Origin of the sequence: Photobacterium profundum (assembly GCF_003026285.1) — a bacterium.
GTDB lineage: Bacteria > Pseudomonadota > Gammaproteobacteria > Enterobacterales > Vibrionaceae > Photobacterium > Photobacterium profundum.
Genome location: NZ_PYOD01000019.1, coordinates 1 through 17,085 on the forward strand (window position 1 = coordinate 1; position 17,085 = coordinate 17,085).

General features: G+C 42.6%; 25 protein-coding genes and 1 pseudogene. 14 read left to right on the top strand and 12 right to left on the bottom strand.

What is annotated here, in order from left to right:
* The 11 genes and pseudogenes from C9J48_RS23950 to C9J48_RS24000 all read left to right on the top strand — a co-directional run.
* Positions 1-581: pseudogene (locus tag C9J48_RS23950) on the top strand (replication endonuclease); the annotation flags it as partial.
* A 31-nt stretch (positions 582-612) separates the two neighbouring features.
* Positions 613-942 (top strand): hypothetical protein, encoded by a 330-nt coding sequence (locus C9J48_RS23955; protein ID WP_006231899.1) that lies wholly within the window; start codon positions 613-615, stop codon positions 940-942.
* A 3-nt stretch (positions 943-945) separates the two neighbouring features.
* A complete protein-coding gene (locus C9J48_RS28440) occupies positions 946-1,044 on the top strand; it encodes a tail virion protein G7P-2 (protein ID WP_107253478.1) in 99 nt (32 codons plus the stop codon).
* Between the two features lie 144 nt (positions 1,045-1,188).
* Positions 1,189-1,422: a major coat protein gene (locus C9J48_RS23965; RefSeq protein ID WP_006231900.1), complete on the top strand. Its 234-nt coding sequence runs from the start codon at positions 1,189-1,191 to the stop codon at positions 1,420-1,422.
* 69 nt (positions 1,423-1,491) lie between these two features.
* Positions 1,492-3,486: a collagen-like protein gene (locus C9J48_RS23970; protein WP_006231901.1), complete on the top strand. Its 1,995-nt coding sequence runs from the start codon at positions 1,492-1,494 to the stop codon at positions 3,484-3,486.
* A 52-nt stretch (positions 3,487-3,538) separates the two neighbouring features.
* Positions 3,539-3,859 (top strand): DUF5455 family protein, encoded by a 321-nt coding sequence (locus C9J48_RS23975; RefSeq protein WP_242610843.1) that lies wholly within the window; start codon positions 3,539-3,541, stop codon positions 3,857-3,859.
* Positions 3,823-4,941, top strand: coding sequence for a zonular occludens toxin domain-containing protein (locus C9J48_RS23980; RefSeq protein ID WP_242610844.1), 1,119 nt, complete (start codon positions 3,823-3,825; stop codon positions 4,939-4,941). The genes C9J48_RS23975 and C9J48_RS23980 overlap by 37 nt, the downstream gene beginning before the upstream one ends.
* Before the next feature lies 1 nt (position 4,942).
* Positions 4,943-6,163: a secretin GspD/PilQ domain-containing protein gene (locus C9J48_RS23985; RefSeq protein ID WP_006231904.1), complete on the top strand. Its 1,221-nt coding sequence runs from the start codon at positions 4,943-4,945 to the stop codon at positions 6,161-6,163.
* Positions 6,164-6,687: 524 nt separating this feature from the next.
* A complete protein-coding gene (locus C9J48_RS23990; protein ID WP_006231905.1) occupies positions 6,688-7,299 on the top strand; it encodes a KwaA family protein in 612 nt (203 codons plus the stop codon).
* A gap of 10 nt (positions 7,300-7,309) precedes the next feature.
* On the top strand, positions 7,310-8,284 hold the full coding sequence (locus C9J48_RS23995; RefSeq protein WP_006231906.1) for a Kiwa anti-phage protein KwaB-like domain-containing protein: 975 nt from the start codon (positions 7,310-7,312) through the stop codon (positions 8,282-8,284).
* 143 nt (positions 8,285-8,427) lie between these two features.
* Positions 8,428-9,192: a hypothetical protein gene (locus C9J48_RS24000; protein WP_006231907.1), complete on the top strand. Its 765-nt coding sequence runs from the start codon at positions 8,428-8,430 to the stop codon at positions 9,190-9,192.
* A 99-nt stretch (positions 9,193-9,291) separates the two neighbouring features.
* Here C9J48_RS24000 and C9J48_RS24005 read toward each other — a convergent pair whose 3' ends face one another.
* Complete coding sequence (locus tag C9J48_RS24005; protein ID WP_006231908.1) at positions 9,292-9,747, bottom strand: DUF3653 domain-containing protein; 456 nt, start codon at positions 9,745-9,747, stop codon at positions 9,292-9,294.
* Positions 9,748-10,038: 291 nt separating this feature from the next.
* Here C9J48_RS24005 and C9J48_RS24010 point away from each other — a divergent pair, with 291 nt between their 5' ends.
* From C9J48_RS24010 to C9J48_RS24020, 3 genes are all read left to right on the top strand, one after another.
* On the top strand, positions 10,039-10,506 hold the full coding sequence (locus C9J48_RS24010; RefSeq protein WP_006231909.1) for a phage protein: 468 nt from the start codon (positions 10,039-10,041) through the stop codon (positions 10,504-10,506).
* A 211-nt stretch (positions 10,507-10,717) separates the two neighbouring features.
* A complete protein-coding gene (locus C9J48_RS24015) occupies positions 10,718-11,407 on the top strand; it encodes a hypothetical protein (RefSeq protein ID WP_006231910.1) in 690 nt (229 codons plus the stop codon).
* 143 nt (positions 11,408-11,550) lie between these two features.
* Complete coding sequence (locus C9J48_RS24020; RefSeq protein WP_006231911.1) at positions 11,551-11,739, top strand: hypothetical protein; 189 nt, start codon at positions 11,551-11,553, stop codon at positions 11,737-11,739.
* 62 nt (positions 11,740-11,801) lie between these two features.
* On the opposite strand, the gene C9J48_RS24025 is transcribed toward C9J48_RS24020, so the two are convergent.
* The 11 genes from C9J48_RS24025 to C9J48_RS24070 form a co-directional block, all read right to left on the bottom strand.
* Entirely contained in the window at positions 11,802-11,984 is a 183-nt protein-coding gene (locus tag C9J48_RS24025) for a hypothetical protein (protein WP_006231912.1), read from the bottom strand.
* 9 nt (positions 11,985-11,993) lie between these two features.
* The gene (locus C9J48_RS24030) at positions 11,994-12,191 is read right to left on the bottom strand and encodes a hypothetical protein (protein WP_006231913.1); all 198 of its coding nucleotides are present in this window, start codon (positions 12,189-12,191) and stop codon (positions 11,994-11,996) included.
* A gap of 88 nt (positions 12,192-12,279) precedes the next feature.
* On the bottom strand, positions 12,280-12,789 hold the full coding sequence (locus C9J48_RS24035) for a hypothetical protein (RefSeq protein ID WP_006231915.1): 510 nt from the start codon (positions 12,787-12,789) through the stop codon (positions 12,280-12,282).
* A gap of 2 nt (positions 12,790-12,791) precedes the next feature.
* Positions 12,792-13,901, bottom strand: coding sequence for a hypothetical protein (locus C9J48_RS24040; protein WP_006231916.1), 1,110 nt, complete (start codon positions 13,899-13,901; stop codon positions 12,792-12,794).
* Positions 13,898-14,602: a hypothetical protein gene (locus C9J48_RS24045; RefSeq protein WP_006231917.1), complete on the bottom strand. Its 705-nt coding sequence runs from the start codon at positions 14,600-14,602 to the stop codon at positions 13,898-13,900. The genes C9J48_RS24040 and C9J48_RS24045 overlap by 4 nt, the downstream gene beginning before the upstream one ends.
* Positions 14,602-15,114, bottom strand: a complete 513-nt coding sequence (locus C9J48_RS24050) for a hypothetical protein (protein ID WP_006231918.1) — start codon at positions 15,112-15,114, stop codon at positions 14,602-14,604. The genes C9J48_RS24045 and C9J48_RS24050 overlap by 1 nt, the downstream gene beginning before the upstream one ends.
* Positions 15,114-15,524: a hypothetical protein gene (locus tag C9J48_RS24055; RefSeq protein WP_006231919.1), complete on the bottom strand. Its 411-nt coding sequence runs from the start codon at positions 15,522-15,524 to the stop codon at positions 15,114-15,116. Before C9J48_RS24055 ends, C9J48_RS24050 begins: the two co-directional genes overlap by 1 nt.
* Positions 15,524-15,733 (bottom strand): hypothetical protein, encoded by a 210-nt coding sequence (locus tag C9J48_RS24060; protein WP_006231920.1) that lies wholly within the window; start codon positions 15,731-15,733, stop codon positions 15,524-15,526. The genes C9J48_RS24055 and C9J48_RS24060 overlap by 1 nt, the downstream gene beginning before the upstream one ends.
* Complete coding sequence (locus C9J48_RS28015; RefSeq protein WP_006231921.1) at positions 15,730-15,879, bottom strand: hypothetical protein; 150 nt, start codon at positions 15,877-15,879, stop codon at positions 15,730-15,732. The genes C9J48_RS24060 and C9J48_RS28015 overlap by 4 nt, the downstream gene beginning before the upstream one ends.
* Complete coding sequence (locus C9J48_RS24065; protein WP_006231922.1) at positions 15,880-16,152, bottom strand: hypothetical protein; 273 nt, start codon at positions 16,150-16,152, stop codon at positions 15,880-15,882. It lies immediately after the preceding gene.
* A 9-nt stretch (positions 16,153-16,161) separates the two neighbouring features.
* Positions 16,162-16,995 (bottom strand): major capsid protein P2, encoded by an 834-nt coding sequence (locus tag C9J48_RS24070; RefSeq protein WP_006231923.1) that lies wholly within the window; start codon positions 16,993-16,995, stop codon positions 16,162-16,164.
* Positions 16,996-17,085: the final 90 nt, after the last annotated feature.

Here is a 17,085-nt window from a genome sequence, read left to right on the forward strand (position 1 = left end):
GTCAAGATTTGAAAGAGGATGATGCTGTGTTTAACCGCCTTGATGAGGGTGAATGGCTCACTCTTGAAAATGTTCGTCGTGCTGCGGATTCTTCCGATTGGGAAGCCTTCTGTTTAGCAATGGGCGGTGTGTTCGTGCGTCGTAATGACCAAACCGTTAAGCCTGTTTATCAAGTGCCTACCATCATGGAAAAACTGATTGATGAGTTTGGTGAAGAGCATACAACCACCCTAGCCTCTAAAACCCGTTACGGGGACGATGCCAACACTCGTGTGATTGGTGTGGTCTTCAAGGCTGCTTACCTTGCGACGCGTGGGCGTCAATGGAAAACCGAAAACAAAGAACAATTCCTTCGTGGCACCAAACGCATCATGACAGGTGTTACCGACATCTTTGAGGTGTTAGAACGCGAAGGCGAATACCAACGTATGGCTGATGAGCAATACGATCAGTACCAACAATATTTACAACGTGTCGATGAGCTTACGGCTTTTGCTTTTGATGAGTCGCAATGGCCTGCGTTCGTGGGCGCAGCCCATGACGTAGGTGATTTCGATTCATCCTTGGACTTGTGTCAATAACTGTCACCCTTTTAAAAATTGGAGCACTCAAATGATTATCAAAGGACGCATCAACGATGCTGACGATATAGAGAAGAAAACGAATACCAATGAGAAAACGGGTGAATCCCGTGACTCTGGCACAGTGAAACTGCAACTGTTTAACCCGTCTGAGGTGGTCGATTGCCGTGTATCTCCTGACGTATGGGATTCAATGGGCGGTGGTGCTGATTTACAGAAAATCATCGATAAGAAAGTCGAGTTTAAGATCCAACACGTTGAACGTTCTTTTGCGGGTGACGGTGGCAAGCACGTGAGCTTTTCAGGCTGGCATTTGTTGGCTGTTCCTTCACTTGAAAGCAAAACCACACAACAAGGCTAACCCATGACGGACTTAAACCCCGAAGACATCACAAAGATTTTATTTTGTGTCGGTTTGGTCATTTGCTTCGCGCTTGGGGCGATTAAAGGCGGTCAACGATGATTGAAATTGTTGCCTATCTGTTCGGGGCGTGGGGTTTAGGTTGGTGTTTTGGCTTCTCGATTCTAGCGTACAAAAAATTCATTGAAACTACTTACACCGGGTAAGTGTTTCTTATTTCAAACCCTCAATAATGAGAACAATACTATGTCAAAGATTAAAACAGCGTTAACCGTTCACCAAAACAAACTAGTTGCAGCTGGCCTGATGGTTGTGTCGGGCTCTTCGTTTGCTGAAGGTACTGGCGCGGCTGCTGCGTTTACGGCTGTCGGTGCTCAAGTGACGGAATATGAAGGTTATACATGGCCTGTCATTCTGGCTGTAACGGGCGCATTTATCGGTATCAAACTGTTCAAGAAATTCGTTAACAAAGCCGTTTAATCGAATAACCCTATCACTGCGTTATTCACATTCTGGGCGGCTTAGGTCGCCTTTTTTTATGGGGTTAATATGTGTCGATTACTTATCGTTTTCGTTCTTTTTTTTGGTTCTCTTCATTCATTTGCGGGTGTTGTTGCTGTTAATGGTCAATACCCATGTAATGTTGAAATGCCTAGTGCGGGCGCGCTTGGGCAGTGTTACGTTGATAGAGTACGAGTCTTTGGTTCTAGGGTTTTAGGTTTTACTCGGGATTCCAATAAAAGCCTAAGGCTTAAATTAGAGAATGGGCAGAGGCCATGGCTTTATTTTAGTGGTCAAGATGATGCTCCCGAGCCTGAGGATAAGTATTGTGATACCGCAGCAGGAAAAGGCGCATTAAGTAGTGCCATTAGTGCTTGTATGGATAACCCTCCAATGGGTTATGAAAATACCCATAGTTATTCTTGTAGCAATCAGGCAAAAGCTATCTTAGGCGGCTGTAATTCAAAGCCTATTGATAAACCTTGTACGGGGGATGCCTGTAGTGGTTCAGGCGGAGATGGCGACAGTGGCGACGGTGGCGATGGTGGCTCTTCATCCGGTGGCGGTTCAAGTGGTGGCGATGGTGGTTCTTCATCCGGTGGCGGCTCATCTGGCGGTGATGGTTCTGGCAATGGTGGCGGGAACAAAGGCGAAAAAGGTGACAAGGGAGATAAAGGCGATACAGGAGAAGCAGGCAAAGACGGTATCGATGGGGAAAAAGGTACTGACGGCATAGATGGTATAAATGGAAAAGATGGAATAAACGGGGCTGATGGTCGCGATGGCGTTGACGGTTTAAATGGCTCAAATGGTCGTGACGGTGTTGATGGTGAACGTGGTGCATCGGGTAAAAATGGCATTGATGGTGTTAATGGTTTAAATGCCGAACCCGCTGATCTTCGGCCTGTATTAAATAGCATTAGCAGTTTAAAGAGTTTTAATGCCAGTGAGTTTAATTCTGCTGCTGCAAGTCGTCGTAATTTAAGCTCTAGCCTTGATTCCATATCAGCGTTAACCAGTGGCTTGGGTGGCAATATTGATGCGCTGAAAGTCTCAAATAAAAACGCCCTATCCGATGTTAAAAATGCCACGGATAGCTTGGGCGCTAAATCCGATGAGCAAACCGCCTATCAAAAAATCATTGCTGACAAAATGGCAGAGCTTAACGATAGCTTTGGCGTGGGTATTCCTGAACTCGATAAGAAGTCTGAGCGTAATAATCAGTTACTCGATGACATAAAAAAAATGACTGAAACTAATGCTGATGTTTTAACTGCTGAAAATCAAGCCCAGTTAGATAAAGCCTTCGCGCAATTTGATGAAACCAAAAAACAAACCGACCTACTGTCGAATATAAAAGAATTAACCGCAGAACTCGGGGATAACTCGGTCACTGATAATGAATTGAAGTCGGTGAATGACAAACTCGCCCAAATGAATAATCAATTAAGTTCGAGTAACAATAAGCTAGATTCTATTGATAAAACGCTGTCTGACAATGACAAAAAAGATGATAGCCGTACCGCTCAGTTATTAGCTGGCCTTGCAAATAACAATGCTCAAGGTGAAAGCCGTTGGCGTGAAATGCGTGACCAATACAAACAAGGCAATGATGATTTAATTGATGCCGTTGGTGGTGTCGAAGGTGCTATCGATGAACAAACTGACCGCTTATTAGAAACAGGATTAACAGCTGGCGGTGTGAATGGTACGGCAAATAAATCCAACGGTATTGTTGACGGCATAATGGATGATGCATTGGGACAATATGTTGAGGCCATTGAATCCTCTACTGATGACATTGCGTTAAACGAATCCAGTTTCTCGGTGCTTCAAGATAGATTCAATGCCTTGGTGGGTGTGAACTCCACTTGTGTCTCAATGAAATTCGGCATGTTAAACATTACCTGTGAAGCCTCTGACCGCTTTAAACAGTATTTCGGTTTCATCCTGTATTTCCTCACCATGCTGACACTCTACGATATTTTATTCACGGGCATCACGCCTGATCCTGCACGCGCCCCTGGTCGAAAGAGGTTCTAAATTTATGATCCAGTTTGCTATTTTACCTATCCTCGCAACGGTCTCAGAAGCATTGGCTATTCCTGCCCTTGTGACGTCTATTTTCGCAATCGCGACGACGGTCTTTGCATGGTTTGCGACGTGGTTTACCAAGAAAATTGCGATCAATTTAACGATACTCACACTGATTCTCGGGCTCGCCTTTGCGGCATTTGTCGCCATTGAAACTATGGTGTTGGGTTTGTCGTATGTTGCCCCCGAAGGGCTGGTCAAAGGGTTCGGAATGATAGTCCCAAGCAACCTTATTCCTTGTGCGTCCACGGTTTTCTCTGCGCGTGTCGTGCGTTGGGTGTGGGAATGGAAAGCTTACACCATCAATATGATGGCAAGCTAGGAGGTGTTATGGCTGTTTATGTTGTAACAGGAAAACTGGGTGGCGGTAAGTCCATTATGTCCGTGGCGCGTATTCAGGAGCGTCTGCAAAAAGGCTGTAAGGTCGCGACCAATCTGGATTTGAATTTGGTGGCACTGCTAGGACGAAAAGCCAAGCAAAGCCGTGTACTACGTGTACCGGATAAACCCTGTCTGGATGATTTACTCGCCATAGGAAAAGGCAACCTAACACTCGGCAAACCGATATTTGATGAAAGTAAAAACGGATTATTGGTGTTGGATGAGTGTGGTACGTGGTTCAACTCCCGTTCGTGGAATGACAAAGGCCGACAAGAAATTATTAACTGGCTGCTTCATGCCCGAAAATTGGGTTGGGACATTATTTTCATCGTTCAACACCTTTCAATCATTGATAAACAAGCCCGTTTAACCTTGGCTGAGCATGTGGTTTTTTGTAAGCGAACGGATCGCATTATGATCCCTTTAGTGGGTACGTTAATCAAAGCCTTTACAGGTAATGCGGTTCGATTGCCTAAAGTGCACATGGGTATTGTGAAATACGGTGACGAACAAAATGCGCTAACCGTTGACCGTTGGAGTTGTTGGGGCGCGGGGTTGTATTCGGCTTACGATACACGGCAGGTATTTTCCCACAATTATGATCATGGTGTGTTCTCGTACTTGCCGCCTTATTACACCAATTACCGTTATCGCGTTCCAATGACAGTCAGGAATATTATGCGTATTACTAAAATTTACTTTAAAACAATTTCTCGCCCGTTGGCGTTCTTGGCGGGTATCGCTGTCTCCTACTTCATTTTTGATTCTGGTAATGATGGGATTATCTCGCAAGCGGTTGCCAGCGTAGAATCAGTGGATGTCTCAACGTACAAAAATTATAAGATTGTGTCTTATTCTAAAATGCCCAATGCCACGCCTTTCTATACGCTCAAGCTCGATGACAAAATCATTACTTCCGATGCGCTTACAAAATTAGGGTTAACTCTAACCAATGTGTCTCGCTGTCAGTTGAAGATCACCAACCAAAAGCAAGAATCACTTTCTCTAATGTGTGGACGCTAATATGAAACGTTTCTTTTTCCTTGTTGCTCTAGTTCTTGCCCTGCCCGTTAATGCCAAGTTAATTGACGGATTTGAGGCGCACAATATGCCGATTACTGAATTTGTCGATTGGTACTCTGACGCGCTGAAATTGAATGTGATTGTTGATGAGGGTGTTAAAGGCGCGGTGTCCTTCTCTGCACCCGAATTAGATACTACTGACTTTCAGCCTTTTGTTGATGCGGTACTGGTTTCAAATGGCTTTAAAATGACGCCTGATGACGGTTTTTACCGTTTATCACTGGTCGGTATCAATGATGCCAATAAAGATGAAAAGCTGGTTATCGTACCGCCAGTGACAAAGTTCTATGATTTGAATTATGTTGAAAACGTCAAGATAAGTGACTTGATTCAAGCGGTATTGACGGCTTATTCAAAGAATACAGGTGAGATGCAAACTGCCTACTCGGTGATTACTTTACCCAATATCAACGCAATGATTGTTACGGGGTCACCTTCTCAGTTGACGCAAATTGATAATCTGATTAAGCGTGTTGATGTCAGGCGTAAACAGGTGTTGATTGATGCGGTTGTGATGGATACCCGCCTTGGTGACAGTGAATCTATTGGCGTAAGTTTGGATGTGTTGTTAGAAGGTGCGGGATTTCGTTTAATCTCCAATCCTGTCTCGTCGATTAAGGAATCGTTTAAAGGCGGCAATATCATTTATGACAAAGGTGATGTGAGTGCCTTGGTGACGGCCATTACGCAAAACCAGAATACCAAGCTCTTGTCTAAACCTTATCTGTTGGTGATGGACAGAGAAAAAGGCTCTATTAATGTGGGTCAGAACGTGCCCTTCTTAGTCTCCACTGAAACCTCAAACAATGGATCATTAGTACAAAAAATTGAACGTCAAAATGTGGGGCTGGGTTTGAGTGTTGTGCCTCATATCGTGAATGATTCGGTGGTACTAGGCATAAATCAAACATCATCGAGTGTGTCAGACAGTGATATCGCCTCTGATATTATTACCAACAATCGAGAAATTAATACGGTTGTTCAAGTGCTCGATGGTCAGTCTATTATCTTGGGTGGTTTGGTGTCGGATGAGTCGAGAAAATCAGAATCTGGTGTGCCGCTATTGAAAGATATACCGTGGATTGGGGGGTTATTTAGAACAACTTCTGATAAGTCGGTAAGCTCTCAAATGTCCGTATTAATCAAGGTCACGGTAATATAACATTTCTGGTATGTTATTTTTTGACATACCAGTATGTCATCTTTTAACGTACCTTTTCATTTACGAAGTCTACCTTCGCCTAGTTCCTGAGCTTCATAAAATGGCGTAGCCATATAAGACCACGCTCTACACTCCAATTTTTCGACATAGCTAGCTGGTCGAAACAGTTACTGACTCAAAAATCCGCATTAACCGCCCTTCACACTGCCAAGCCGCTTTTGCTCTTAGCTAAACAACTAGCACTATATTTTGACTAATAAATCATCAGATTATAACAATTCTGAATTGATAACATGATCAATATCATATGCATTAATATTGCTGCGAGATTTCGTACATCAAATGTATAACTTTTTGTACATAAAGAGCTAAAATAGCAATCACCAAACGTTAAAGGGGCTTGTGTGGTTCTTTACCCTGCTAAGTCAGATATTTAACGCAATGAATATCCATAAAAGATTGTTCAGTTTGTTTTGCAGTTATGAGTTCACTTAGATTTATCGATATTGGAAATAGGAGGATTTATGAATAGAAGGAGCAAAACAAGGTTAGTTTCATCAATCGCCATTTTCATTAGCGGATATACTCCTTTATTTTTAATTATGATTATTAAAGATATTAAGGACTTTGTATGGTATGAGAAAACATTGGAAACACCTTTTTTTTGGGTTAGTAACATTAAAATACCGTATTGGGTAACAGTAACTAATTCAGACGTTGTAATCACTCTAATAATACTATCTATAATAAGCCTTTTATTACTTGGGTATGTACTGGGTAATATAACAAAGGACCCATTTGATATAACAGTAATCTCGGCAAAATGTCGTTCTAGTGAAGTGGTTAATTATACTATTCCATACATGATTTCTTTTGTCGCTTTTGATTTGAGCAAGTGGCAAGACATCTTTTCTCTAGCATTGTTTCTGAGTGTTCTTTGTTTACTTTCAATTAGGAGTCAAAGTGTCTTTATTAACCCTATTTTGGCTGCTATTGGATATGGACTATATGATTGTAGCTATAACGAAGGTGATCAAGTAAAAGAATGCGTAATGCTATCAAGAAATGACCTACTAGCTAATACAAAAGAGAAATTTGTTAAGTTAAATAACTATATGGGAATAATCTCAAAGTAAGGAATGTTGGATGCAAAGTAAACTGCAAACCCTTGAAAATATTAAAAATGTAGATTTTGGATCAATAGCCAGTCGTTTATGGGTGATAAAGAAAAATAGCAGAGCTGGTGTGAATAATTATAAAGCACTATCTGCATCAATTGATGGGTTAAATAATGATCTAGTTGGGGCATTAAAAAAATTCTTTTGTGGTACTCAAAACTCTGTCGAACCAATTAGAAATTTAGCTGCATACTCAGCTCTTACTGTTGATACTGATGAAGATAGAGCTTTAGTCCATAGCATCCAAGAAACTGATTTTTTAACGATTATAACTAAAGTTCGTCAAGGTGCAGATAATGAACCTGTTGAAAACATTCAAGAGTTCAATAATGCATGGGCTCTAGTTGTTGAGTTTACATTGGAAAATCATACATTTTATGCATTTTCTAAAGTTAAAGGTGGCTGGAACCTAAAGCGAACATCATCAGCTAAAAATTGGATTTTCAGTGATGGTGATTTTAAAAAAGTAGAAGTTGATAAAATTTTCACTTTCAGAGATTACTTTGACTTTATTGCATATGGTGATGACGTATTTATTAGAGATAAAGCAAACTATGAATTAGGACTTAACATTCGAGAAGGATTAGAAGCTAAAAGAGATGTCCTTGTTGATGCATTAGCTGAGCAAGGAATTATTACTTCTGTAGACGATTTGAAAATTGCTATTGGAACCAACAAAACCTTATTGAGGCGACTCGTAGCTGTTGAAGAGACTCGATACTATGAAGACCAACAGTTTATTGAGGAAATGAAAGAAGTTGTTGATAAACATGGCTGGCATTCAAATCTCACTGTTGATGATAATGGTAAGTTTATAATTGATGAAAATAATATTGACCTCTTCTTAAAGTTAATAAATGACAAAAGATTCATCTCTCTAATTAAAAAGCAGATGGTTGATGCAGATACTGTTGAAGTTGTTAAGCAAGAAGTTACGGAATAGCGACTAGTATGTTTAACCTTACTCCGTTTAGTAATACGGGGAAAGGTTAAACATACGTTTACGGCCATCATTCTGGTTTTGGTTAAGTTATATCTTGGGGCATTAAATAAAAATGTTAAGCAATAGTCATATATTGAGGTTTTATGTCCGAAAACAGTGACACATTGGACTCTATTGATTCCATGAAAGAAAAAGATGAAAACACTGATACATTGAACTCTATTGATTCTACAAAAGAAAAAGTATCGACGGAACGAGAAATAGATAGAATGCTTTTAAATCCCAGTATGTTTATTATAGCCTTTCTTTTTTATGGGGGGCTTATTTGGCAGTTCTGGCTTTCTGATGATGATGTTTACGTCGATAAATTAGTAACTAAAATAAATGTCACTAAAATGGTTGAAAATGGTGCAGATCTTGAATCAATAAAACATTTTTATGGAAACCTCACCGGAGAGGAGTGGGGTTTTATCTATCGCTGGGATAAAGACAAAGCTAATTTTTATCTTATTGATACACCATTACTCACTGTCTTAAAGGACTTAAAAAGTGATACTTATTTAGATTCAAATTTTAGTTCAAAGCAACGTGATGGTTTAAATACTATCATCGCTGAATACCAACAGAGAAATCCTTTTGAAGGTTTAGAACAGGCTCAAAAAGATAGTTTTGAAAATATTAGAACAAAATTAGCAAATAATTTTGACGATGTAAGTTCTGATTTCTATAAAATATCGGAAGATTTGAAGCAGAAAAATTTGTTAGTAAATCAATACCTATCAGACTCTAAAACCAGTTTATATGTATCAATTGCGTCCTTGGCATTCGCATTCATCACAACATTTGGTTCGCAGTACTTTTATTGGAGACGGAAAAAGAATATTAAAGTTGAACATGAGTTTAGCTAACAATTGTATCAACACGTTTTATAACACTCAGCATTTTTGATACGGAAACTAACAGCCAACCCTCCTGCTGCTGACTGTTAGAAAAACTAGAACTACTGATTAACTGCTTCTGCGGTTCTTCGGTAGTTCTTTCAATTGTCTTGCTGTTCTAATTATTTTAGACATGTAATCCCTATCTCCCTCAGCTCCAATTTCAATTAAAGCATTTCCCGTTATTATCCTGTCAGGTGTTAACCCCCAACCACTTGGCGTTATCAACTCCCCTTTAGCCATACGCCACTGCCTCCAATTATCATCAATTGAAGACAATTCTCGTCCAGAATAAAGTTTCATCAAGCGCCTACACTCTGGAGGGATCGACTTTCCTTTATCCCACTCCGTGACCGTTCTCACACTTTTAAAACAAAGTTCTGCTGTCTCTTTAATACTTAGCTTGCACAAGTACATACGAAAAATGAAGTTATCAGTTATCTGGTTACTATTATTCAATTGGACGCTATTTTTAAAGCAATAGATTAAACCAGAATATGTAACTCGTTTAACATAACGAACCATAATACGCACCGAGGGGTAGCTTTGTTAACATTTGAACGGCACTTACGAGTCACTAACGAAACCTTTATTAATAAGGCTATTTAAAGGTTTGGAAACAGTTAGTTATCTCAACGCACCACGCTTTTCATCATGTTAGCAAGCCGCTACGTTACGGACTGAATGAAAACCATGGTTATGTCGCTGATGTCGATATGTGGGTAAAAACGGACTATCCATCGCCGCCATCAATTAATCATGCCGTTATCAATCGGAAATAACTTTCTAAATGGAAACAATTTTGCGAGGTATATCATGTTGCATGAATCGTTCGTCAAACTTTTTTGGCGCCATTTTGACTCAATTCCCCAAGCTGCTGCGTGGTTTCATGTCAAGCCCGTGACCGTCAAACGTTGGTTATCGGGCTGGATGGACGTGAATCCGATGGCTGAGAAACTGCTCTTAATTCGTGCCCGTGGCTATTTACCCGATGATTCTCGTTGGCAAGGTTTTCGGGTTGATGAATACCGGTGCATTATCATTACACCCGAAGGCAGACAATTTAGCCCTAAAGAACTCGATTCATGGGCTGTGCGGTTTGATGAGTTTCATGCGTTAAAGCGACTGTACGAACTGGACTATATTCCTGTGCGATCCAATGTGGTCACGCCATTACCATTTCGTGGTGGTCATCGGATTAAAGCTGCAAAAAGTGACACTGTGACGAAAGAGAAAAAGAAGGAATATCGACGCGCTATGGCAGAAAGAAAAATAGCCAAGTAACTTCCCTAGCCTCTAGCTATAAATAAGCCCGCGTTCGCGGGCTTTATCAACCAAACTGAGATAACCGCCAAAGAGAAAAAGAAACACGACAGGAATAATAAAATCAAACAGTTAAGTAAATCCAAAGATCGTACACCCAACGAAATATACTTCTTGTTTTATGGTTATCATTCTTCGCCTTAGTTTTGCACATACATATAAGGAAATATGAATGAGAAGTTTAGTTATAGCTGTCTCGGTAGCATTATTATCAGCATGTGGCGGCTCGTCTGATTCACAAGCCACGGGAAACACTGCGATCTCCCCGACTCCATTAATTCAACCCAATGGTATCTATAAATCAGATAATGCAGTGATGATCATTGATACCGAGATTACTCACGGCGTCCTTGCTGCTGATTCAAGTAATAATCTGTATCTATTCGATACGGCTACAGTAAGTAATGACACATTAGATCTTAAAGGCATTCACCTTTGGTCTAATAGCATTAGCTTTTACAATGCATCACAGACAGCATCTATGACATTCAATGACAATACAGCCAGCGTAATGGCAACCATTGATAACCAGTCATTTGTTCATACTTTCGTTAAGCAGCCTGATAGTTTGTCTCTTAATCAATTAATCGGCACACATACCAATACAGATGATGGTTCAACATGGGAAATTGATTCAGCGGGTAATATTACGATTAATGGCATGTGTACTTTTTCTGGTACGTTGACCAAAAATGACCATTACTTCAAGGTTTCAGTGACGGCAACAGCTTGTAGTCCTTCAAGCTACAACGGGAATTACAACGGGGCTGCATTTACGGTGGATGATAACGGTATTACCCAACTCATAGGCGCACTTTATAGTGATGTGGGTATAGTTTGGGGAACAGTTCCGGTTAATTAAAAAATGAGCCCGTAATTGCGGGCTTAAACAATTGGCTACGCGTGATTGATCTCAATCAATAGAATATTAAGAAATCTTTTGCACATGACTTTTTCTAACTATACCTATAAAGCAAGTAATTAAAAGTTAAGGAGCAACTGACTATGCCTGATGACAAATCAGAAAGCATGAAAGAGTGCATCACCAAAGAACTAGAAGATACAAATATAGTCATTGGTGGAATGATTTCAGATCCCGGTGGACATAAGAGGAAGAACGCAGAAAAAAACTGTAAATACGAAAAAATGAAAAACCCGAAAGAATTTGAAAAAAAACATGGTTCTTCTGACTGATTTATATCGATTGCGGCTAATTCTTCAACGAAGTTAGCCGCCTCTGTATAACAACTATATTTTCATTCGTTTTGCTGATTATTCCACTCTAATTTCATGATCCGCTTTTCATGGTGTGCCAGCATCTTTTTGAGCTCACTTAGTACTGATTCATGCGCCTTTACTGAACGAAAAAGCAGGTAACAAATAATAAGGGTTGGGGGCGTTACTCCCAGTTCTGCAAAGAGCTTTATCAGTTCTCCCATCCAGATCCCCTATTTTTTCTCTTTCCTGAACGTATCCCATAAGCCAATCAACATGGCGGCTACGGCTGGAATTACGCCCGACATTTGAACACCTGACTCACCAATAGTCACATCGGCCAGTTCTGTGTTGCCTGTTAAGATCCCCGCGGCAACGCTGGCGATAAGTACCAAACCGGTTTGGGTGCTTCTCTGTTTAAAGTCGATCATAACCATCCTTTTTTACGTAGAAACTTTAAGGTGTACGCGCCAATCACGACACCGACAACGCTGATACCAATGCTTTTTACGGTTGGATTCATGCCAGTTTTACCCCTTCTAATACCGTGTCGATTGGGTAGCTCTGCCCGACTTCCATTCGTGCCATCGCTTTGATGATGTTCGCCGCGACATGATCGTTGCTGACATCAATTGGCGCATGCTTGCTGATACCCATCCATTCACTGACCATGTTGGCGTAATGGTCAGTTTCATTTTCATGGCTTGGGGCAAAGGTATGCACGATGCTGTGAATGGTATTGATACCGCGTCGCTGGTAGCTTCTTAGTACACGAGCGCCCGCTCGAAAGCCGTATTTGTTATCAGAAAAAATACAAAACCGCCCGTCTGTGCCTTGTTGGCCTAGCCAGTTATTGCGTTTGCTGTATTCAATGTTGAGCGGGTTTTTGTTACGGATACCGCGAACCGTTGAGCCTGTTGTCATGTCACTCTCGATTATGTTGTTGCTTGATGGTGTGAACGTTCGATTAGTGCGTTGATACCAAAGCATCAACGCGGTTACGCTGGTTAAAACAATCAGCGTTTTCATGGTTACGCCGCCACATAGTCAGGCATGTCGTAATAGTGAATTTTATTCACGCTCTTGGTGTAATAGGCTTCAATATCATATTTTATGCTGGTATCAGCGGCGGGACTCACTCCCGATAATACAAACTGATCGCCCTGTTGAGTCATGGTTATAAGGCTAGGAAAGTTATTGCGTGGGATACCTTGCTCTACAACATGAACCAGTAGATGCTTGCTCGCACCATTGGGGTACAGCATTGCTGGCAATGGGAAACTGGCATTGTCTTTAATATCTGCCGCGTTCACTCCCGTTGCGATTTTAATAAATTGCTGATCATCAAAATCAATGTGTGTGTTGGCAATTTCAGGGATGAAATCAGGCTCACCTCCGCAATACACGCCAGCCCCCAGAATGTATGAACTCATGTTGTAAGTTTTTACATCTAGCCGCTCAACAAAGAAGGCGAAATGCGTACACCCCGTACTAGCAAGATCAATATCATTTAGCCACACATCAAACTCTTGATGTGTGCCTTGTCCATGTGCGATTTTTGATGCGACATAACCAGTCGCTTTAAAATTTTCATCCAGTTTAACAATGCCAAACCGTGTCCTTTCAGTGCCGCCGCCACTCATTAAGCGCAAATAACAGCTTGTTGTTTGTAAGGCGTCACGGCTTACCGCTGGCACTCTAAACACTTGAAACAGAACTTGCTTATAGTTGAAAGCGTTATAACGCAATGCGCCTTCTGTCGTATTAAAGCTCCAATGGTCATAACGAAATGTTCCCGACCCACCGATAGGCACTTCGCCACCCCAGTTAGGGCTTGTTTGAAGTGCTACCTGACCCGTAATAGATAACGAGTCATTGTTATCTTTTGTTCCGTAAGGTTGGTTCCATCGGTCAGAGCCTCCGTTTACAGCGGCATCAATTGCCCCCACAAATCCGGCATTTCTCAGCAAATTATTACTGAATGCATGTGGATCAACATCGCTGCCACTGCTTGCACCTTCCAACAATGTAAGACGTCTTAATAACTCCGCAGCGGTGGCTTCAAACTCATCAGCAAGAAACTCTACTTTGTTGCGTGGATCGCCAACGGGTAAACGCTGGCTTAATGTTTTCTCTGTCATCGAATCACCTCAATGATTTCTATTGTGTCGTTGTCAGTACCTGAAAAGCTCAAACTGCCAAAGCTGTCTATTCGCTGCTTTTCCCCCGCAGATAATGTGAAGCCATTACCAATGGTGACAACATCCACATTGGTTAAACTGGCTTTTAGCAAAACGTGACAACGTAATGAATTAGCATCTAATACCGCTTGCCCGCTGGCGATGGTTAATAGCGATGTCTCAACGGAGGCACCGCCAACGGGCTTGGTTAATACAGGGGTCGTGGCATAAATACGTAATGCTTGCCCTGTTTCTAGCTGCACTTTGGGTAGCTGTGAAATCGCCAGTTGTTGATTCTCAGCCAATACCACTTCTGGCAAGGATGAAATAGCAACCTGTTGATTTTCAGCAAGTTGCATGGCGGGTAATTCGGATACTTTAACGGCTGGCATTTGTGACACGGTCACGGACTTGCCATCCATTGGGGGGACGTATTGCCCAAAGCCATACAGAATTTCGACGTTGCCCGCCTCGCCCAAGTTCTCAATGGTGACTAAGCCGCTCAGGTTGTCATCAATGATTTGAGCACCTTGCTGTAATCGGTATTCCCCACGCTCTGTCTGCAGTAAAACCTTATCGTTACAGGCTTCGACATACAGAAATTCACCCATAATCTGAAATTGGTTACGTTGGCGCGGTTGCATGAATTGTTTAAAGCTCATTACTTCTTACCTCGCATCACGAACGCCACAACCAACAAGAACGCGATCACTGAAATAACAATGGTCATCTGTTTTGAGGTTGCCACTTGCCCGCCGTCGATTTTCATTTCAGCCAGCTCTTTGAGGGTTTCAAGGTTGTCGGTATTTTGCTTGGCTTGATTCCCCGCTAGCCCTGCCACGTACTGCAAGTTTTCACTGTGTGAATTGCTCACCAGTTTGGTGGTATCGCGGCTGAGTGCGATTGCATCACTGGCAATGTCTTTATTCGCATCAATGGCATCGCTGCCTAAATTGGCTGCAATCCCTAATGCTTTCACGTTGCTGGTTAACGCTAATTCGCCTAACTCTGCGGCGCGTTCCATCGCGCCGTGGTCGGTCATGGTCACATCAATGTTTGAGTCATTAACGCCTGCAATGGTGACACCTAAATTGTCACCTGAAATGGCATTCTGACCACTGGTGTTGGTACTTTCTGTGGTGTTCTTACTGGAGCTACTGCCGCCGCCACCCATTACGAACCCTCCAAGCTAAGTGACAACACGGTGTCATGTGTCGTCGTGTCTAAAATAGAAAAGCCAAAGCGTTGTAAAATGCGTGTCATGCCTTGGCGCACTGTGTGATACTTAATGGAGCGGTAGCCCTGTGATTTGACGGCCTCAATAATGGTTGGCGCGGCATGTGTCAGCCCGCGCCCTGTCATAGCTAGAATGAGGTAGTCATTCTCTGGCGTTACCATCCCCACAAACCGAACCGACACGCCTTTGCTTTTTAAGTGGTACAAGCTGGCGTGTTTGTTTTTCACTGCATCACAACAAAACTCAAATTCTGTTTTAGCGTTCTGGACGCGATCAAACGCTGGACGCAATAACAAAAATTGGCTGTGAATATCAGCGCGGTTTGGTCGCATCAGTTGTAAGCGCATTAGCCCACCTTTTTCACTAAGAACCAGACCGCCATCAACGCTAATAAGACAGGAAGCCAATTGGATAACATATTGCCGCCACCCATGTTGATGGCACCCACCTTGAAACCCATGTTGGATTCAGACGTTGCGGTTGATGGTCCTGCCGCACCACCGCCCGCACTGATTGGCATCGAACCGCCTGCCGATGCTCCGAGACCGGGGATCATTTCATCACCCCCATGATGTTGGCTAACCAAAGCCCCATAACGACAAAGAGCAAAATCTTAAGCGTTCGGGAAAAGGCTTCACCGCTAAACAATCCGCCCGCAAAGCCGATACTGCCCGCGAATAACGGCCAAAATAGAAATGGCATTTATTTACCTCGCATCATTAGCATCATGAACATCATCAAGACCACAACACCGCCGCCAATCATCAACATATTGTTGTTCACTGGCGCGTACGCTATCGGTTGACCCGTTGGCTGTTGCGCTTGCTCTTGTTTTGGGCGGTTTTCTTCGGGCGCGGCTGACGCGACTTTCTCAGATTCACTATCAAACCAAGCATCAACCAAACTTTCACCACCCGTAAAAATAGAGTCGGTAATTCCGCTGAGGCTTTCGCCCCAGCTATCCATTAAACTCATGGCGTCCCCTTATGCCGCGTTCGGCAATGGCTTGACCTGTTCAACCGCTTCAACAATCACCGGAATACTGCCGACTTCGTTTTTATCCAGCTCGAAACACAATTGGCTACGGGCGGCAGTGTTTAACATGCCATCGGCACCAAAGCCGTAACGGATAAAGTCGAGGCTAAACCAACCCACGGTTTGCTCTTTCTTTGATTGAGCAAGATCGTAAGCGTTGTCATCTTTGGTTATGTTCATTTCTTCGTAGGTATCACGAATCACACGAACACGTTGAATGGAATCATCTTTGAAGTGGATACGTTTGAGGTTTAACCCTGCGCTACGTTCTGAAAAGTCGAAAGGCGTTCGACCCGATGCCGCAGCAAACCAAGTCAACTCATACAAGCGCGGCATGTAGTAGCGTTCGGCTTGTGCTGGCAGAACGTGGGCACGAGCACGCATTGTCGGTGCTTTTACTGACGCGTCTTTGGCTTTTAGTGTGATGTGAATAAACCATATTTCACCCGCTAAGGTAACGAGGTCTGTTTGGCGAACACCAATCTTGGTACGCAACGTCGCATCACCAAATGAAATGGTATAACGACCCGCTTGCGCGTAGTTTTTACGGTGGGCTTGCAGTGCAACCAGTGTTTCACCCGACACGCTGAATTTAGCCGACCCATTCAAAGACACTTCAACACGTTCAATGTCTTTGGGATCGGTAATATCCGTCACCAATTCAATGCTGTGATAAGTCGGACCCGATACCATGCGCAATGAAGCGCGATTGCCCCAACCTACACCTTCAATTGGATCGAGTTCTTTAGGGCGTGGCGCGAAGTTTGTGCTTAACAGTTCCATGCTTGCCCCTTAACCGATTTGGTCTTCAACGGCATCAACATTATTTGATGCCCAGACAACGCCAGCTGCGACAAGCAGTGCAATCACAGC

Excerpts from the sequence above, each read along its gene's own strand:
- C9J48_RS24010 (WP_006231909.1), top strand. The coding sequence starts at position 10,039 with ATGTTGCATGAATCGTTCGTCAAACTTTTTTGGCGCCATTTTGACTCA.
- C9J48_RS24030 (WP_006231913.1), bottom strand. The coding sequence starts at position 12,191 with ATGATCGACTTTAAACAGAGAAGCACCCAAACCGGTTTGGTACTTATC.
- C9J48_RS24065 (WP_006231922.1), bottom strand. The coding sequence starts at position 16,152 with ATGAGTTTAATGGATAGCTGGGGCGAAAGCCTCAGCGGAATTACCGAC.
- C9J48_RS24000 (WP_006231907.1), top strand. The coding sequence starts at position 8,428 with ATGTCCGAAAACAGTGACACATTGGACTCTATTGATTCCATGAAAGAA.
- C9J48_RS24070 (WP_006231923.1), bottom strand. The coding sequence starts at position 16,995 with ATGGAACTGTTAAGCACAAACTTCGCGCCACGCCCTAAAGAACTCGAT.
- C9J48_RS23990 (WP_006231905.1), top strand. The coding sequence starts at position 6,688 with ATGAATAGAAGGAGCAAAACAAGGTTAGTTTCATCAATCGCCATTTTC.
- C9J48_RS23985 (WP_006231904.1), top strand. The coding sequence starts at position 4,943 with ATGAAACGTTTCTTTTTCCTTGTTGCTCTAGTTCTTGCCCTGCCCGTT.
- C9J48_RS24005 (WP_006231908.1), bottom strand. The coding sequence starts at position 9,747 with ATGGTTCGTTATGTTAAACGAGTTACATATTCTGGTTTAATCTATTGC.
- C9J48_RS23965 (WP_006231900.1), top strand. The coding sequence starts at position 1,189 with ATGTCAAAGATTAAAACAGCGTTAACCGTTCACCAAAACAAACTAGTT.
- C9J48_RS24015 (WP_006231910.1), top strand. The coding sequence starts at position 10,718 with ATGAGAAGTTTAGTTATAGCTGTCTCGGTAGCATTATTATCAGCATGT.
- C9J48_RS24045 (WP_006231917.1), bottom strand. The coding sequence starts at position 14,602 with ATGAGCTTTAAACAATTCATGCAACCGCGCCAACGTAACCAATTTCAG.
- C9J48_RS23980 (WP_242610844.1), top strand. The coding sequence starts at position 3,823 with ATGGAAAGCTTACACCATCAATATGATGGCAAGCTAGGAGGTGTTATG.
- C9J48_RS23955 (WP_006231899.1), top strand. The coding sequence starts at position 613 with ATGATTATCAAAGGACGCATCAACGATGCTGACGATATAGAGAAGAAA.
- C9J48_RS24035 (WP_006231915.1), bottom strand. The coding sequence starts at position 12,789 with ATGAAAACGCTGATTGTTTTAACCAGCGTAACCGCGTTGATGCTTTGG.
- C9J48_RS24020 (WP_006231911.1), top strand. The coding sequence starts at position 11,551 with ATGCCTGATGACAAATCAGAAAGCATGAAAGAGTGCATCACCAAAGAA.
- C9J48_RS23970 (WP_006231901.1), top strand. The coding sequence starts at position 1,492 with ATGTGTCGATTACTTATCGTTTTCGTTCTTTTTTTTGGTTCTCTTCAT.
- C9J48_RS24040 (WP_006231916.1), bottom strand. The coding sequence starts at position 13,901 with ATGACAGAGAAAACATTAAGCCAGCGTTTACCCGTTGGCGATCCACGC.
- C9J48_RS24055 (WP_006231919.1), bottom strand. The coding sequence starts at position 15,524 with ATGCGCTTACAACTGATGCGACCAAACCGCGCTGATATTCACAGCCAA.
- C9J48_RS24025 (WP_006231912.1), bottom strand. The coding sequence starts at position 11,984 with ATGGGAGAACTGATAAAGCTCTTTGCAGAACTGGGAGTAACGCCCCCA.
- C9J48_RS28015 (WP_006231921.1), bottom strand. The coding sequence starts at position 15,879 with ATGCCATTTCTATTTTGGCCGTTATTCGCGGGCAGTATCGGCTTTGCG.
- C9J48_RS28440 (WP_107253478.1), top strand. The coding sequence starts at position 946 with ATGACGGACTTAAACCCCGAAGACATCACAAAGATTTTATTTTGTGTC.
- C9J48_RS24050 (WP_006231918.1), bottom strand. The coding sequence starts at position 15,114 with ATGGGTGGCGGCGGCAGTAGCTCCAGTAAGAACACCACAGAAAGTACC.
- C9J48_RS24060 (WP_006231920.1), bottom strand. The coding sequence starts at position 15,733 with ATGATCCCCGGTCTCGGAGCATCGGCAGGCGGTTCGATGCCAATCAGT.
- C9J48_RS23995 (WP_006231906.1), top strand. The coding sequence starts at position 7,310 with ATGCAAAGTAAACTGCAAACCCTTGAAAATATTAAAAATGTAGATTTT.